Genomic DNA, 15,101 nt, shown 5'->3' with positions numbered 1-15,101 from the left:
AGCCCAAACCTTCCTTAACCCTGGCTTCGTCTGTTGGTGTTGAACAAGCCGAGAACGAGACGAGTTCGAATCCTGTAAATAAAGCCTGGAAATTTGGTGGGGCAATCGCAGCCTGCCTCGTTGTCGCATTTGGATTTAGTGACTTGGGAGGCCGGGGTGTTCCGAGTGAAACTGCGCAGTTAGCTGTCTCAGGTGGTGATCCAAGCGCAGAAAGCCAGCTGGTTATGAATGATTTGGATGAAAGCCAGATCAGCAGTTTTAATCAGTATTTATTGCGTCACTCAGAGCTTAGCACCGTGACGGTCGCTTCTGGTGTGGCACCATTGATTCGTGTTGCTAGCGTTAACTCTGTCGGTATTTAGGGCGGGGTTGGTAGTTGGTGTTTAAGCTTGGAATCTTATCCATGATATTAAGAAAAACCTCAGTGCTGTTGATGCCGGTGCTCGCGTTGTTGCTGGTGTTATCAAGCATCGCCCGAGCGGATGGCGATGACGCTGGAGAGTGGATAAGTAAAATGCGCGCTGCGGCAACCAATGAGTCTTATCGCGGCGTGTTTATGTTTTCACGCGGTAAGATGAGCAGCTCCATGAGGGTAGTGCATCGATACTATCAGGGACAGGAGCAGGAGCGCCTCACCCAGTTAGACGGAGCAATGGGTGAAATTCTGCGTCGAGGTAGCGAGGTGATGTGCCTGATTAATGGGCAGAGGCTGGTTCAGCTCGATAAAAAAGAATTTGAAAACCCTGTGAGTGCCGCGTTTGAAGGGTTTATGCCAGGGCACAAATACTATTTTGTTCATAAGCAAGGCTATGAGCGTGTTGTTGATCGATCTGCGGTGAAGCTCGAAATTAGTGCGAAAGATGCACTCCGCTATAGCTACCATTTGTGGCTAGATCAGCGTTCGGGTTTGTTGCTCAAATCGCAAGTGATCGGTTTAAAAGGGCAAGCGCTAGAAAGTTTCCAGTTTACGCAACTAGAGTTGCCTACCGAGACGCGCGACGAAGAATTCGCTTTCGATCTTGATGATGAGGCCGTTTCACATCACTCTCTTCCGATGAGCGAGAAAGATCTTCGGTGGCCGGAAAGGCTCGCATGGGAGGCAGAGTTCATTCCACCAGGTTTTATGCAAGTTGAATCATCTACGACGAATGGCAATGTCATTTTGTTCTCGGATGGCCTTGCGAATTACACGGTGTTTGTCGAACTTAAAGGTAAACAGGAGCTACCCGAGGGCGCATCGATCGTTGGCGCGACCGTCATCTATATCTCTCCTCTGATGTACAACGACAAGCAGTACACGGTGACTATTGTTGGTGAAATACCGCCGATGACCGCTATGAATATTGCCAAGGGCGTTCGCCCTGTAATGGAGTAAGAGGTGGCGATAGAGCGAGCCTTGGTGCTTGAGGTGCATGGAGATCAAGCGCTGATTCAAACTCAACGGCGAAGTGCTTGTCAGTCTTGTCAGCTAGAGAATTCCTGTGGTCAGGGCTTGGTTTCAAAAATGAGCACCGAGCGAAGTATGGAGTTGTGGCTCGACAACCGTCTTGGCGCGCAGGCCGGCCAAACGGTAACCATTTCCATCCCTGACGAAGGCTTGCTGCAGGCGTCCGTGTTGATGTTTGTCATTCCCTTATTGCTAATGGTCGTGGTCGCAGCATTTGCGATGCAGTTGGTTGGGGGAGATCTCGCTTCAATCGTTGGAGGCGTCGTAGGATTGTTGTTCGGATTTGTGATTGCTCGAAAGAAGAGTGCGTCCATGCACAGCGATGTGCGTTTTAAGCCCATCATCGAATCTATTGCTTTGTCGAATACGGATGGCGCTGCGTGCCATCCAAAAAGCTAGTTTCGAGCGTAAGTACTCTGCATTCCGCGTGTGGCCTCGCACAAAATTGAATGTCTTACTTAAGGTTAATTTGAATCTAATTTAACCAACCCTAATTATGATTTTGAGATCGTTCTGTTTCCTGAGATTTTAGGAGTCGTTATGAATAGTACTTTGGCGCACGGTATGCGCTTGCTAGTAGCACTAGTTTTATCTTTATCCTTTGTGTCTGCGAATGCGCGCAGTCTTCCAGATTTTACTGAGCTCGTTGAGGAACATGCGCCTGTAGTGGTGAACATCAGCACAATCAGCACGTCAAAATCACCTCAATCGCAAATGTTCCAAGGCGATATGGAGCAGATTCCGGATTTTCTGCGTCATTTCTTTGGGGCTCCCGCACCGTATCAGGATCGCGAGAAACGCCAGGAGCGCCAGTCGATGGGCTCGGGTTTCGTGGTGACCGATGATGGGTATATTTTGACCAATAATCACGTGATCGAAGGCGCCGATGAAATTTATGTTCGGTTCAACGATCGTAGAGAATTAAAAGCGGAATTAATCGGCTCAGATAAACGATCTGATTTAGCGGTTTTGAAAGTTGAAGCGGATGGTTTGCCGACCGCTAAGCTAGGTAAATCCAAAGACTTAAAAGTGGGCGAATGGGTGTTTGCCATTGGTTCGCCCTTTGGTTTTGACTACTCGGTAACGGCCGGCATTGTGAGTGCAAAAGGGCGCAGCCTGCCGAATGAAAACTACGTGCCGTTTATTCAGACTGATGTGGCGATTAATCCCGGCAATTCGGGTGGCCCGCTTTTCAATATGGACGGTGAGGTCGTAGGTATTAATTCGCAGATTTATACGCGTTCTGGCGGCTTTATGGGTATGTCTTTCGCTATTCCTATGGATGTTGCGATGGAAGTAGTTGATCAACTGCGCGGCCAGGGGTATGTATCCCGCGGTTGGTTGGGTGTGTTGATTCAGGAAGTGAGTAAAGAGCTTGCAGAGTCGTTTGGTCTTGATAAACCGCATGGTGCATTAGTCGCTCAGGTTGTGCCGGGTTCACCCGCTCAGGAAGCGGGAATCCAGGTTGGTGATATTATCGTCAAATATGAAGATGAGAAGATCAATTTGTCCTCGCAGTTGCCGCATTTTGTTGGTCGTACAAAGGTGGGTGAGGACGCTGAACTTACGGTGATCCGTAACGGTGATCGAAAAACCGTGAAGGTTGAAATTGGAGAGCTGCCAAACAGCTCAGATGTGCCGGTTAAACCTGCCAAAGCAACCGTTCCAGAAGCCAATCGCCTCGGTGTGATGGTCAAGGAGCTGGATGACGCTGTGTTGAAAGATGCAGGGCTTGAAGGCGGTGTTCAGGTTGTGAAGGTGCAAGCAGGTCCTGCAAGCAATGCGGGTATTCGACAGGGAGATATCATTGCCAAGATTAATAATGAGAGCTTTGAATCCCTCGAAGATTTTGAGGATATTGTTGATGACCTGCCCGAGGATAAGGCGATTCCTGTGTTGGTAATTCGTGGCGGTAATCCCTCGTTCCTCGTTCTGAAGATTGAAGAGTAGTTGGCACGAATAGGTTGGTCTAATGCTTCCGCTGGAACTCCAGGAGTGGCTCTTTAACGAGGGTTATGACTGGCAAAACGAAGAGACTGTTGCTGGCGGAGATAGCAGTGCCAACCTAATTTGCCGTCACCCATCCGGCGACGCTGTATTCGTAAAGTATATGGCGTTGGCCCCTGTCAATTTTTTCGAGTGCGAGTCCGAAGGGCTCGCCTACCTCTCTCAAATTTCGAACGTTCGAACACCTAAGGTTTATGCCTATGGTGCTTCCTATTTGGTGTTGGAATATATTCGTCCCAACCAGCATGTCCCAGATTTTTGGGAGCAGCTGGGGCGGCAGTTAGCCAGCATTCACAATTTCACCCGTCAACACTTTGGTTTCGTGAATGACAATTACTGCGGTTTGACGCATCAAGTGAACACACCAACAGAAAATGGGAGCGCATTTTTTGCTGAGCATCGCTTGTTGAGTCTTGCCGAGAAGGCGTTTGATAAGGGCTTACTCGCAATTGGTGATCTGCAGGCGATAGAATCACTTTGCTTGCAGTTAGATAGCATCGTGCCGGACCAGCAAGCTTCATTGCTGCATGGCGACTTATGGTCGGGCAATGTGCATGTTTGTGATACTGGCCGGCCTGTGTTGATTGATCCGGCGGTATATTTTGGTTGGGCAGAGATCGATATTGCCATGACGCGTTTGTTTGGCGGGTTCGATACGCGTTTTTATGACGCATATATAGAAGCTAGACCGCTAGAGCAGGGCTGGGAAGGCCGTATTGATCTCTATAACCTATACCCGTTATTAAACCACTTGCTCTTGTTTGGGCAGAGCTATTTACCTAAAGTGCGGCAGGTGCTTTCGGTATTTGCCTGAATATCGTTGTAACTCCAGTTAACCCGCTATGTAAAAGGAAGAGACGTGTTATTTCCTGATCTCGACGAAGATACTATATTTGTTCACCGAGCCGATCCTGATGAGCTTCTGGGTGTTTTTTCGGCGCATCCGATTGAGCTTGAAGGGAAGGAGTGGCCGACCGTCGAGCATTATTTTCAAGCGATGAAGTTCGTTGAGACAAACCCTGACTACTGCGAGAAAATTCGCCTAGCGCCCAATGCAAAAACGGCTCGAAGAATGGGGCGCATGCGTTTCAAAAGCATTCGGCGAGATTGGAGCAAAGTGAAGCGTGTGTACATGACACGAGGGCTTTATACCAAGGCGAGTATGTATGCGCAGGTCGCCGAAGCTTTGCTAGCGACGGGTAACGCAAAGCTAATGGAAGGGAGTCAGTATGATTATTACTGGGGTTGTGGTCGCGATCGTAGAGCGGAAAATACCTTTGGTAAAGTATTAATGGATGTCCGCAAAAAGCTTCAGGAGACAGTGGAAAGTTAATGTGATGAAGCGAAAAGCCTTCTAACCGTGTTTCGGGTTTCTTTTTGATCTTGGCAAAAACCAAAGACATGCCGAAACGAGTATCGCGTTAAAAAATCGTTTACGCCACTAGAGGCGGTTTAAGACGCCGTTCAGCATTTAAAAGCGTCGACAACGACTAGGCAGAGTAAAGCTGTTTGCACAGAGCTATGCTCGAGTGATTGGCGTATCAACCAAGCAATCACTTCGGCATATGTGTATGGATTCAGCGCATAATCAACGCGATTGTTCGCTTTTCGTCTCAGCTAACTCTTGTAAACATTATCCCGCAATTGCATCATAACTCTTGTGCCCATTTTGGGCGCAATGAGGTCTTAGTGGTCTGGACATCAGTGCAAGGAAAGCCTCTAACTAAATGCAATGAAGCAATAATCAAATAGGGATGATAATAATGAAATCACTAAAATCAGCTGTGAAAGCGTTTGCAGCAACAACTTTTATAAGTTTGAGTGCAGTGCCTGCGCATTCTGCAGTCATAGAGCTGGCACTTGTCTTGGACGGATCAGGAAGTATTGGTCAGTCCGACTTTGATCTGCAGACACAGGCTTATCAAAATATCTTCTCGAGCGGAACGTTCTACGATGATTTTGTTGTGGGCGCCGATCAACTATATGTGTCTAGTTGGCAGTTTTCCGCTACGACACAGAAAGAGCAGGACTGGTTTTTAATCAACGATAACGCTTCGGCTGCGGCGTTTGGTGCGACGTTTGCTGATATTGATTATATGCAAGGTTGGACCAATACTGCCGACGCAATCAGCATGGTAGCCGGCGATATACTGTCGAACAATATTGACGGTGATGAGCTTGTTATGGATATTTCGACTGATGGAGTGCCATGTGTCTCAGGGTCCTGCCCGCAGAATTATGCAATCTCTGTAGGCGAGGCAACTAGCGCAGCAAGTAATGGAATTGTAGTGAACGCGATCGGCGTTGGTAGCGGTATCGATGTCAACTATTTGGATGCCATAACCCAGCCTAGCAACGGTTTCTATACGACAGCGACAGATTTTTCGGCTTTCGAAACAGCACTAGCAGGGAAGTTATTCCGTGAAATTAATGACCCGCCTACTTCTGTTTCTGAGCCAGCTACATTGTCGCTGTTCGGCCTAGGGTTAGCAGGTTTAGTGGTGACGAGAAGAAGAAAGGCGTAGTTCGCACACGCATTCAAGCTCCTTAGATACGTTGATGTTACTGATCGAAATCTGGGGAGCTTTTTCATTACCTTAGCGGTTTTTTTTAGAGTGTTAAGTTAGTCGATTTGGTTATGTTTATCTGGATTGGGTTGACGCGCTCAGCGTTACTTTGTCAGCCGAAGCCAAGCTCTAATTTTTGAAAGTACCCACGCGGTTCATATTGATGTTAGTCCCAGTTGACGTTCCACGAAACTCCCTTCGCTTCATACAGTGACTCTCCCCGCAGTCAAAGAATTACTCAGTGTGTGAGAGTTTTATTTAAACAAGGTCGTTTAAGAGCGTTCGGGCAGTATTGGGTAGATCGCTGGCAAGCAAGCCTCGTTCGCCATGTTGGTTTGCTTCAATGTCTGCGGCGGCGCTGTGCAGGCAAACGGCTAATTCGATTGCGCGACTTGTTGATTTGGGTGTATTCGCGTTGGCCATTTGCGCAATGATCGCGCAGAGTATTCCCGTAAGAGTGTCCCCCATTCCACCACTTGCCATGCCCGGATTTCCATAACGTGATAAGGATATTTCGGGCTCACTCAGACTGTGTGGATGAGCGATAAGTGTTCCTGAGCCTTTAAGAATAATGTGGCAACCAAATGTTTTTTGAAGCGCTCTTACGCTGCTTAGGCGGTCACGTTCAATTTCAGCAGCGGATGTCTCTAAAAGCCGAGCCGCCTCGCCGGGATGCGGGGTAAGTACAGTCTGATCATCGATTAATGCGCTTAGTTCGGGGTGTTTCGCTAGCAGGTTGAGTGCGTCCGCATCGAGCACTTTGAACCCGTTCTGTTTTAAGCTTTTTTCGAGGAGCTGATAGGCCCATGCATCCTGTCCCAAACCTGGGCCGATACCGATGACATCTGCACATGCAAACAGCTCAGGCGCGTCTGGCGATGTTGCACTGTGCGCCATAATCTCGGGTTGATTCAATACTACGCTGGAGCAATGCTCGGCTTTTGTGATCACTGACGTTAGGCCTGCGCCAGTCCGTGCGCAAGCCTGAGAAGCAAGTAGTATTGCTCCCGCAAAGCCTGTATTTCCGCCAATCAACAGTGCTCGGCCTTGTTTGCCTTTGTGGCTGTGCATCGTTCGTGGGCCAAGCGCTGAGCGCAGTTTGCCAAGTTGGGGGCAAAAGGCGGTGGCTTCAATCCCTTCGTAAGCCGTTGCAGGAACATCAAGGTCATCAAAAACAAGAGTACCTGAATAGTGCCGCCCTTTGCCGGTCATAAGCCCTAACTTATTACCGATAAACGTGGCAGTTAAGTCCGCTTTTAAGCACGCGCCGAGCACTTGTCCCGTATTTGCACTAAGGCCGGAGGGAATATCGATGGCGAGTATCTTAATGCCCGTACTGTCGATTTCTTCGGCATGAAAGGCTTGCTCATCTTTTGCATTCACACTTTGGATAACTTTAAGGTGGTCGCCACTGACTGGGCGGCACAATCCTGTTCCAAAAATCGCGTCGACAATAACGCTATCTTTTGGAAGTGCATTGAGCTGTTTGGTAAAACCTCCTTGCTTAAGCTCTTCGAAAAGAGAAATCGGGGTTTGGGCCCGCACGCAATCTTGATAAGCGGTCTGCGCATCACCGGTTAGTTTTGCTGGATCGCTTAGAGCGACCACTTGGACAGAAAGACCTTTCTTCTTTGCTATGCTGGCAAGCACATAACCGTCACCGGCATTGTTTCCTGCTCCACACAGCACAAGTATGTTTTCTGTTTTTGGCCAAAAGCGAATCATTGCGTGAAAAGCAAAACGTGCGGCTTTGCTCATTAACTCAAAGCCGGCTATGCCATATTCTTGAATAGCGATGCGGTCGAGTTCTCGAACTTGATCTGCGAGATAAAGGGTGTTCGGGATGTGCTCAATATCAAATCTCATGCCTTCAACATAGCACACGACATAAGCGGTGAAAATGCAGATTAGGAATATCGAAAATCGAGATAACCAGAGGGTTTCGGAGCTGATTCGCAGTGTTCTAACCGAGTACGGGGCAAACCGTCCCGGTTTTGCTTGGCAAGACCCAGAGCTTGATCGTATGAGTGCAGCCTATGATCACAGTGACAGGGTTTACAAGGTAATTGAGAGCGAAAGCGATGTTGTGGGTGCCGGTGGGTTTGGCCCATTTTTGTGTGCAAAATACCCTTATTGCTGCGAGTTGCAAAAGATGTATTTGCTTCCTGAGGCTCGCGGCAAGGGTTGGGGGCGAGCTCTGATTGAGCAATTACAGCGCGAAGCCAAAGACCTCGGATACACACATATGTATCTTGAGTCGCTCTCAACTATGGAGGAGGCGCTTAGACTTTACGTTAAGCAAGGTTTTAAGCGTTTGTCAGACCCGTTAGGGGATAGTGGCCACACTGCGTGCGATGAATGGTTGCTCATCGCACTTTGATGAATCTGCAGGCTGTTCTTGTTTTTATTCGCGTCTAGCGGCTGAACATTCGGCGCTTTCGGGCTCTAATTTACATCGAACCTTGCGCATTAATTTTAGAGTGCGTGAGTCGTATATACCCATTTCCCCGAGCTCTATACGACTCTGACGAAAGTCTTCAACCCAGTAGTCATAAAGATTTTTAGGAATATCGATCCAGTATTTCTCAGGGATCGTCGCTTCAGGATCAACGAGCCATTTCACAAATCGCGTGTACTCTTTGATTGCCTGGTCACGCGCTTTCTGCGCGAAACCTTCTGGAAATTTCTCCCAGCGAGCAACGACCTGCATAGTGATGTAGAGGAAAGGCTCTTTGTAAATGCCACCGTTTGGTTCAAGGCCCTTGTGCATTTCAAAGGGCTCATAGACGATTGCGGGAGCGGCTGTCAGGTCAACACTACCGTTGTTGAATTTAAGTATGGAGTTGAAAATGGTCGAGCTGACGGGCGTGATGCCATGTTTCTTAGAGAGATACGCTGATTCTGGGATGTCATCTAACACCGCCATGCGTTTGCCAGCAAAATCACCCGGTAACAAGATCGTGCGGTCACGAGTGAACATGAAGATAGCGCCAGCTGGGCCGATCGCGAAAACTTCATACTCGCCTATTCGCATCAATTTGGCTGCCTTCTTAGAAGAAAGGGATTTAAGCACGATACCTAAGGCTTCATAACTCGGAATTGCGCCGATGGCCCCCAAACTTCCTGTCAGGCTATTAAACTCGCGAGCCCGGAAGCCAAGCATATTGACTGCATCGCAGCGACCTAAACGAAATTCTTCAATCGCAACGCGCTCATCAGAGTACACGACATAGCTTAGATCGACCCCCCAGTTCGCGGCATGAATTTTGGCTTCGGCCATGATTTGACCGACGGGGCCGGCTTTACCGATGGGATCCCATACACATGCGAGGATAGGTACGAGATTTGTTGCTACGCCGCCAACCGTGTTCGCTGTGGTGAGCGGACTGAAAGTAGCGAAAGCGAAAAGAGATAGGGTGGCAAAAAACTTCTTTAACATCATAAGAATGGGACTTTTATATTTATACGCATCCAGTTTACTGGTGGGGCGTTTGCATGTCATGCGCTGGTGCACAAACCAATGAAATTTCTGGTGAACATTTGAGTTCACTTTACGCGGATTTGCAGAAAGGAGCTTGTCGTATTAGGCCAAGACTTGGTATTTGAGATGGTGGAGTTAGAGCCAAGTATTTGTTTGACGCATTCCTGTTGATAACGGCCAAATAAGTGCAGATTATTGGGAACTATGTCTCTTCCTGAGTTAGCATACGCGTCGAAGCTTTAAACTAGAAAAGCACAGTTATGATGAGAATCCATATCAGGATGTTTGGGTTACGGTTTGCCAAGCGTTAATACACGCGGCGAGTTTGGTTGATAAAAATAATATTTGATGGATCATTGCAATGATTAATTACGAAGAGCAGTTAGTGGCTGAGGATGGCCTAAAGCTGCATGTTTATCGTTACTTTCCCGAAAACGCAAATGCTGCTCTGCTTCTATCGCATGGTTGGAGCGAACATGCGGGTCGCTATCATGAATTGGCGATATGGTTTGCGCAACACGGGTTTGAAGTGCATGCGCTCGATCATCGAGGACACGGTAAATCTGAAGGTGTTCGTGGACATGTAAATGCGTGGTCTGAGTACACGCGTGATCTGGAAATGCTTCGAAAAACCGTTAAGCAAGAGCATCAATATCTACTTGGACATTCTATGGGTGGCATGATTGCAGCTTTGCACTTGCTGGAGTATCCGAATGTGTTTAAGGCCGCAGTGCTCAGCGGTCCCGCTTCGGATGTGTCTTACAAGGTTCCTGTTTTCAAAAAGATCCTAGGTCAATTAATGAGCGCTTGGTATCCGTCTCTTGGGCTTAAAAACAAAATTGATCCGAACATTGTGTGCGGCAATCAGGAGGTAGTTGATGCGTATATCAACGACCCGCTGAATCATGGCCAGGTTTCCGCCCGATGGTTTAATGATTACCTCAAGCAAATAGAGCGATTAAAGCGTGAGGCCGGCACCATCAAAACACCTGTAGCGATCTGGCACGGTGAGAAAGATGCGTTGGTTGCGCCTTGGGTGGGCAAGCAGTTATTTGAAGGACTTGCGTGTGAGGGTAAGCAGTTTCACACCGTTGGTGATTCGCTTCATGAGATATTGTTTGAGCACAATTGGCGCGATATTGCGGGTCAGATGAAGTCTTGGCTGGAGCGGCATTAAATAACCAGGATGGATGCTTTTGGGGTGGTTGTATATTTGCTTTTCTGAGTTGGCGCGCAAGGCGTCGATCGTATAGAATACGCGGCTTTTCACCGTAGTCCGCAAGGGTCAGGAATGCTTGAAGTAAATCCTATTAATCAGAAGATCAAAGAGCTGCTTGAGCGTGTTGTTACGCTTAGGGGGTATCTTTGACTTTGATGTCAAAAGTGAACGCTTAGTCGAAGTCAGCCGCGAGCTGGAAAGCCCTGAAGTTTGGGATGATCCAGATAACGCTCAGGCGCTCGGTAAAGAACGCGCGAGTCTTGAAGCCGTCGTCAATACTATCGAAGAACTGGAATCTGGTTTGACTGATTGTCAGGATCTTCTCGATATGGCGGTGGAAGAACAAGACGAAGAGGCTGTTTCTGATGTTCAGGGCGAGCTTGGTGGTCTTGAAGAGAAACTTGAGCTTCTAGAGTTTCGAAGAATGTTCTCCGGTGAAATGGATGAGAATAATGCTTATCTTGATATTCAGTCTGGCTCTGGCGGCACAGAAGCGCAAGATTGGGCGTCCATGCTATTGCGTATGTATTTACGCTGGGGTGAGCAGAAGGGCTTCAAAACAGAGTTGATCGAAGTATCTGATGGCGATGTTGCCGGTATCAAAAGTGCTACGATTCAGTTTACAGGCGAATACGCGTTTGGCTGGTTGAGAACAGAGACAGGTGTGCACCGTCTTGTTCGTAAGTCTCCGTTTGACTCTGGCAGCCGTCGCCATACCTCTTTTGCTTCTGTATTTGTCTCTCCGGAAATTGACGATAACGTTGATATCGATATCAACCCAGCAGACTTGCGTATCGATACCTATCGATCAAGCGGTGCAGGTGGTCAACACGTCAACACAACTGACTCTGCGATTCGAATCACGCACGAACCGAGCGGTATCGTTGTGCAATGTCAAAATCAGCGCTCTCAGCACCAAAACAAAGACAAGGCAATGCAACAGTTACGCGCCAAGCTTTACGAGCTTGAGATGATGAAGCGAAGCGAAGCGGCGCAAGCTCTGGAAGAATCCAAATCTGATATCGGTTGGGGAAGCCAGATCCGATCTTATGTGCTTGACTCATCCCGAATCAAGGACCTTCGAAGTAATGTAGAAACAAGCAACTGCAATGCAGTGCTTGATGGTGATTTAGACCAGTTTATTGAAGCTAGCCTTAAGCTGGGATTGTAATTTTAATTCGGAAATCAATATGTCGAACGATGTGAACTCAGATCAAACTTTATCGGTAGAAGATGAAAACAAACTGATTGCTGAGCGAAAAGCGAAGCTTGAACAGTTGCGAGAGGGATGTACAGCGAATGGTCATCCAAATGATCATCAACGCGAGAATATGGCGGCCGATCTGCAATCGACCTATGGCGATAAATCCAAAGAAGAGTTAGCCGAACTGGCAATTCCGATCAGTGTTGCTGGCCGAGTTTTGCGTCGAGGTGGGCCGTTTGTTGGTTTGCAAGACAGTACGGGATCTATTCAGTGTTATGTAGGCAAGCCTTTGCAGAAGCAGTCTAAAGACTGGGCAAACCTTGATCTTGGAGACATCGTTGGTGCAAGTGGTATTTTAAGTAAGTCAGGAAAAGGCGACTTGTACGTAGAGGTAGGGGAGGTTGAGAGCTTCCGCATCCTTACGAAGTCTCTTCGCCCACTTCCAGACAAGTATCATGGCCTAGCTGATCAAGAAATGAAGTATCGTCAGCGTTATGTCGATTTGATTGCAAATGCCGATGCGCGTCATACCTTTCGTTTACGTTCCGCTATTGTGAGTAGCATCCGAAACTACCTCACCAAGCAAGACTTCATGGAAGTCGAAACCCCGATGTTGCAGGTGATTCCTGGTGGCGCAACAGCAAAACCATTCGAGACGCATCACAATGCATTAGGCATTGATATGTTTCTGCGTATTGCTCCCGAGCTTTACCTTAAGCGTTTGGTTGTTGGTGGTTTTGAACGTGTTTTTGAAATTAATCGCAACTTCCGTAACGAGGGGCTCTCGACGCGACACAATCCTGAGTTCACCATGATTGAGTTCTATCAGGCTTATGCAAACTATATTGACTTGATGAATCTTACGGAAGATATGTTGCGTACCGTCGCACAAGAAGTGCTCGGTACGACCGACATAAAGAGCACGACCAAGGATGCAAACGGAGAGGTGGTTGAAGAGAAAATCTATGACTTTAGCCAACCATTTACTCGCATGACGATGGCGGAAGCGGTGCTTAAGTTCAACCCGGAGTTTGATGCGGCAGTGATCAATGATCCTGAGAGTCACTTTGAGGCTCTGAGGGCTTATGCCAAGCAAGTCGGTGTTCCAGATTCCCCTCAGCAAAAAACATGGGGAGCGGGCAAGTATTTATGTGAGATCTTTGAAGCAACTGCAGAAGAGAAGTTAGATCAGCCTACGTTTATTACGGCCTATCCTTGGGAGGTTTCGCCGCTGGCTCGGCGTAACGATGAAAACCCGTTTGTGACAGATCGATTCGAGTTTTTTGTTGGAGGGCGTGAGCTTGCCAATGGCTTCTCCGAGTTGAATGATGCAGAAGACCAAAAGCAACGTTTTCTTAAGCAGGTCGCTGAAAAAGACGCTGGTGATGATGAGGCAATGCACTTTGATGCCGATTATATTACGGCGCTTGAGTACGGTTTGCCTCCAACTGCAGGCGAGGGTATTGGTATCGATCGACTGGTCATGTTGTTTACTGACTCGCCGAGTATTCGCGATGTCATTTTGTTCCCGCACATGAAACCGCAAGCTTAAGGTCTGCGCCATATGTCGATGGATGATCAATTGATCGACTCATGGCAGAAAAAGTTGGGGGGGCAATTTACGCTCCCCTATATGACTTCTCTCCAAGAATTTCTTGCCTCTGAAAGGGAGGCCGGAAAGCAAATATACCCCCCTGAAAATCTTGTTTTTAATGCATTGAACTCTACGCCCTTTGAGCGGGTGAGTGTTGTTATTTTAGGGCAAGACCCGTATCACGGCTCAGGCCAAGCGCATGGGCTTAGTTTTTCAGTCCAGCCTGGTGTGGTGATTCCTCCCTCCTTGGTGAATATATACAAGGAGTTGTATTCCGATGTGGGGGCGGTTCCGCCTATGCATGGCTGTCTAACTTCATGGGCGGAACAGGGTGTGCTCTTGCTTAATGCAGTGTTGACCGTTGAGCAAGGCAATGCGGGGGCGCATCAGGGCAAGGGCTGGGAGCAATTTACAGACGAGGTTATTCGAGCGCTCAATGATCAATGTGAGAATATCGTCTTTATTCTTTGGGGAAACTATGCACAGAAAAAAGGTGCTTTTATTGATCAGTCAAAGCATTGTGTTTTGACTTCTGCTCATCCTTCGCCTTTGTCTGCGCATCGGGGTTTTTTGGGAAGTAAGCCTTTTTCACAGTGTAATGCCTATCTCAAATCGAAAGGCTTGCCTGAAGTAAACTGGAGCCTTCCGCTCCAGCTTTGATCTTCTGTGGTCTACGTTTACATATTTAGTAGTGCCATTGCCGCTTCCATTTCAGCATTAAGATCTTCATCTTGATGCTCAGGGTCGGGGTTAATCCCGACACGATCAAATGCAGAGATGGTGGTGTAGTCCATTTCGGCGAAGTGGTGATCTGTGCCGGTGTAGCTCTGAAGCAGCGACACCATGACCAAATCGGCATAATCTACTTTGTCGGCGGAACGAGTAAAGTTAATGGCTTCTTTCGGGACAATCGAGAGCTCAGAGGGGAATGACCATTTCTCAAGAATCTTTGCGCCGACAAGAGGCTGCAGCTCCTCGAGCAGATTGTCTAGAATGACGTTGTTGATTTGAATATCGTTGTCTTCAACGAATTTCAAGACTGGAAGGGCGCCAATCGAATGAATGAGGCCAGCGAGCGTTGCTTGGCCGGGTTGTAAGTGGGCATGCTGTCTTGCAAGAACGGTACACATGCCCGCAACCTCGGTGCTTTTTTCCCAAACCTGACGCATCCGCTTGTCGATCATGTCAGACGTGGCTTGGAACATTTGCTGCATCGCAAGGCCCATTGCCAAACTACTTGTGTAGGCCATCCCTAAACGGCTAACCGCCATGTTCAAATTTGAGATCTCGGCATTGCCTCGAAACAGCGGACTGTTGCTGACCTTGACGAGCCGCGCGGAGAGAGCTGCATCTTTTTCGATCACCTCAATCAAGTCGCTGATTCCTGTGTCATCTTTCTCGGTGACTTCGCGCACGTTGAGCGCTACCTCTGGAAGAGATGGCAGAACGAGTTTGTCTTCGTCGATGGCAGCGTTAATTTCTTGAATGATCTTTTCTGCAAGTTCAGACATGCTTACACTTTCCTCAATTTTAGTACCTAGCTTTCGCCAGAGCGGGATATTTCTGTATTGAAATAAGTGTA

Annotated in this window: 15 protein-coding genes; 12 read left to right on the top strand and 3 right to left on the bottom strand. The window is 48.0% G+C overall.

What is annotated here, in order from left to right; genetic code table 11:
- The 7 genes from A3750_RS26160 to A3750_RS13550 form a co-directional block, all read left to right on the top strand.
- Positions 1-362: hypothetical protein (locus A3750_RS26160; RefSeq protein WP_197475033.1), on the top strand; the 362-nt coding region annotated here is incomplete at its 5' end.
- Between the two features lie 41 nt (positions 363-403).
- The gene (locus A3750_RS13575; protein WP_068457008.1) at positions 404-1,375 is read left to right on the top strand and encodes a MucB/RseB C-terminal domain-containing protein; all 972 of its coding nucleotides are present in this window, start codon (positions 404-406) and stop codon (positions 1,373-1,375) included.
- Positions 1,376-1,378: 3 nt separating this feature from the next.
- Positions 1,379-1,846, top strand: a complete 468-nt coding sequence (locus A3750_RS13570) for a SoxR reducing system RseC family protein (RefSeq protein ID WP_068466616.1) — start codon at positions 1,379-1,381, stop codon at positions 1,844-1,846.
- A gap of 141 nt (positions 1,847-1,987) precedes the next feature.
- The gene (locus A3750_RS13565) at positions 1,988-3,397 is read left to right on the top strand and encodes a DegQ family serine endoprotease (RefSeq protein ID WP_068466618.1); all 1,410 of its coding nucleotides are present in this window, start codon (positions 1,988-1,990) and stop codon (positions 3,395-3,397) included.
- A 22-nt stretch (positions 3,398-3,419) separates the two neighbouring features.
- On the top strand, positions 3,420-4,268 hold the full coding sequence (locus tag A3750_RS13560) for a fructosamine kinase family protein (RefSeq protein WP_068454870.1): 849 nt from the start codon (positions 3,420-3,422) through the stop codon (positions 4,266-4,268).
- A gap of 45 nt (positions 4,269-4,313) precedes the next feature.
- Positions 4,314-4,787 carry an NADAR family protein gene (locus A3750_RS13555; RefSeq protein ID WP_068454873.1) on the top strand — a complete coding sequence of 158 codons (474 nt, stop codon included), beginning with the start codon at positions 4,314-4,316 and terminating at the stop codon, positions 4,785-4,787.
- A gap of 430 nt (positions 4,788-5,217) precedes the next feature.
- Positions 5,218-5,979 (top strand): vWA domain-containing protein, encoded by a 762-nt coding sequence (locus A3750_RS13550; RefSeq protein WP_068454876.1) that lies wholly within the window; start codon positions 5,218-5,220, stop codon positions 5,977-5,979.
- A 300-nt stretch (positions 5,980-6,279) separates the two neighbouring features.
- On the opposite strand, the gene A3750_RS13545 is transcribed toward A3750_RS13550, so the two are convergent.
- Positions 6,280-7,887, bottom strand: a complete 1,608-nt coding sequence (locus A3750_RS13545) for a bifunctional ADP-dependent NAD(P)H-hydrate dehydratase/NAD(P)H-hydrate epimerase (protein WP_068454880.1) — start codon at positions 7,885-7,887, stop codon at positions 6,280-6,282.
- 34 nt (positions 7,888-7,921) lie between these two features.
- On the opposite strand from A3750_RS13545, the gene A3750_RS13540 reads away from it, so the two are divergent.
- Positions 7,922-8,401 (top strand): GNAT family N-acetyltransferase, encoded by a 480-nt coding sequence (locus A3750_RS13540; protein WP_068454883.1) that lies wholly within the window; start codon positions 7,922-7,924, stop codon positions 8,399-8,401.
- A gap of 24 nt (positions 8,402-8,425) precedes the next feature.
- Here the strand turns inward: A3750_RS13540 and A3750_RS13535 are convergent, their stop codons facing one another.
- Positions 8,426-9,463 (bottom strand): putative solute-binding protein, encoded by a 1,038-nt coding sequence (locus A3750_RS13535; protein ID WP_068454885.1) that lies wholly within the window; start codon positions 9,461-9,463, stop codon positions 8,426-8,428.
- A 400-nt stretch (positions 9,464-9,863) separates the two neighbouring features.
- Here A3750_RS13535 and A3750_RS13530 point away from each other — a divergent pair, with 400 nt between their 5' ends.
- The 4 genes from A3750_RS13530 to ung all read left to right on the top strand — a co-directional run bounded on the left by A3750_RS13530 (position 9,864) and on the right by ung (position 14,179).
- Positions 9,864-10,679, top strand: a complete 816-nt coding sequence (locus A3750_RS13530; protein ID WP_068454888.1) for an alpha/beta hydrolase — start codon at positions 9,864-9,866, stop codon at positions 10,677-10,679.
- A gap of 114 nt (positions 10,680-10,793) precedes the next feature.
- Positions 10,794-11,892, top strand: a protein-coding gene (gene prfB / locus A3750_RS13525) for a peptide chain release factor 2 (protein WP_156492356.1) whose coding sequence is annotated in 2 segments (ribosomal slippage) — positions 10,794-10,868 and positions 10,870-11,892 — 1,098 coding nt in all. Because the reading frame shifts where the segments join, the coding sequence is not laid out codon by codon here.
- 19 nt (positions 11,893-11,911) lie between these two features.
- Positions 11,912-13,477, top strand: coding sequence for a lysine--tRNA ligase (gene lysS, locus A3750_RS13520; RefSeq protein ID WP_068548365.1), 1,566 nt, complete (start codon positions 11,912-11,914; stop codon positions 13,475-13,477).
- An 18-nt stretch (positions 13,478-13,495) separates the two neighbouring features.
- Positions 13,496-14,179, top strand: coding sequence for a uracil-DNA glycosylase (gene ung, locus A3750_RS13515; RefSeq protein WP_369819944.1), 684 nt, complete (start codon positions 13,496-13,498; stop codon positions 14,177-14,179).
- Between the two features lie 17 nt (positions 14,180-14,196).
- On the opposite strand, the gene A3750_RS13510 is transcribed toward ung, so the two are convergent.
- The gene (locus A3750_RS13510) at positions 14,197-15,030 is read right to left on the bottom strand and encodes an HDOD domain-containing protein (RefSeq protein ID WP_068548363.1); all 834 of its coding nucleotides are present in this window, start codon (positions 15,028-15,030) and stop codon (positions 14,197-14,199) included.
- Positions 15,031-15,101 lie beyond the last annotated feature (71 nt).

It is taken from the genome of Oleiphilus sp. HI0079 (assembly GCF_001635105.1).
This window is presented reverse-complemented; position numbering and strand designations above follow the sequence as displayed.

What these genes read in the sequence shown, in the direction of transcription:
- A3750_RS13575 (WP_068457008.1), top strand. Translation starts at nt 404, where the DNA reads ATGATATTAAGAAAAACCTCAGTGCTGTTGATGCCGGTGCTCGCGTTG.
- A3750_RS13565 (WP_068466618.1), top strand. Translation starts at nt 1,988, where the DNA reads ATGAATAGTACTTTGGCGCACGGTATGCGCTTGCTAGTAGCACTAGTT.
- A3750_RS13560 (WP_068454870.1), top strand. Translation starts at nt 3,420, where the DNA reads ATGCTTCCGCTGGAACTCCAGGAGTGGCTCTTTAACGAGGGTTATGAC.
- A3750_RS13550 (WP_068454876.1), top strand. Translation starts at nt 5,218, where the DNA reads ATGAAATCACTAAAATCAGCTGTGAAAGCGTTTGCAGCAACAACTTTT.
- A3750_RS13545 (WP_068454880.1), bottom strand. Translation starts at nt 7,887, where the DNA reads ATGAGATTTGATATTGAGCACATCCCGAACACCCTTTATCTCGCAGAT.
- A3750_RS13540 (WP_068454883.1), top strand. Translation starts at nt 7,922, where the DNA reads ATGCAGATTAGGAATATCGAAAATCGAGATAACCAGAGGGTTTCGGAG.
- A3750_RS13535 (WP_068454885.1), bottom strand. Translation starts at nt 9,463, where the DNA reads ATGATGTTAAAGAAGTTTTTTGCCACCCTATCTCTTTTCGCTTTCGCT.
- A3750_RS13530 (WP_068454888.1), top strand. Translation starts at nt 9,864, where the DNA reads ATGATTAATTACGAAGAGCAGTTAGTGGCTGAGGATGGCCTAAAGCTG.
- lysS (WP_068548365.1), top strand. Translation starts at nt 11,912, where the DNA reads ATGTCGAACGATGTGAACTCAGATCAAACTTTATCGGTAGAAGATGAA.
- ung (WP_369819944.1), top strand. Translation starts at nt 13,496, where the DNA reads ATGGATGATCAATTGATCGACTCATGGCAGAAAAAGTTGGGGGGGCAA.
- A3750_RS13510 (WP_068548363.1), bottom strand. Translation starts at nt 15,030, where the DNA reads ATGTCTGAACTTGCAGAAAAGATCATTCAAGAAATTAACGCTGCCATC.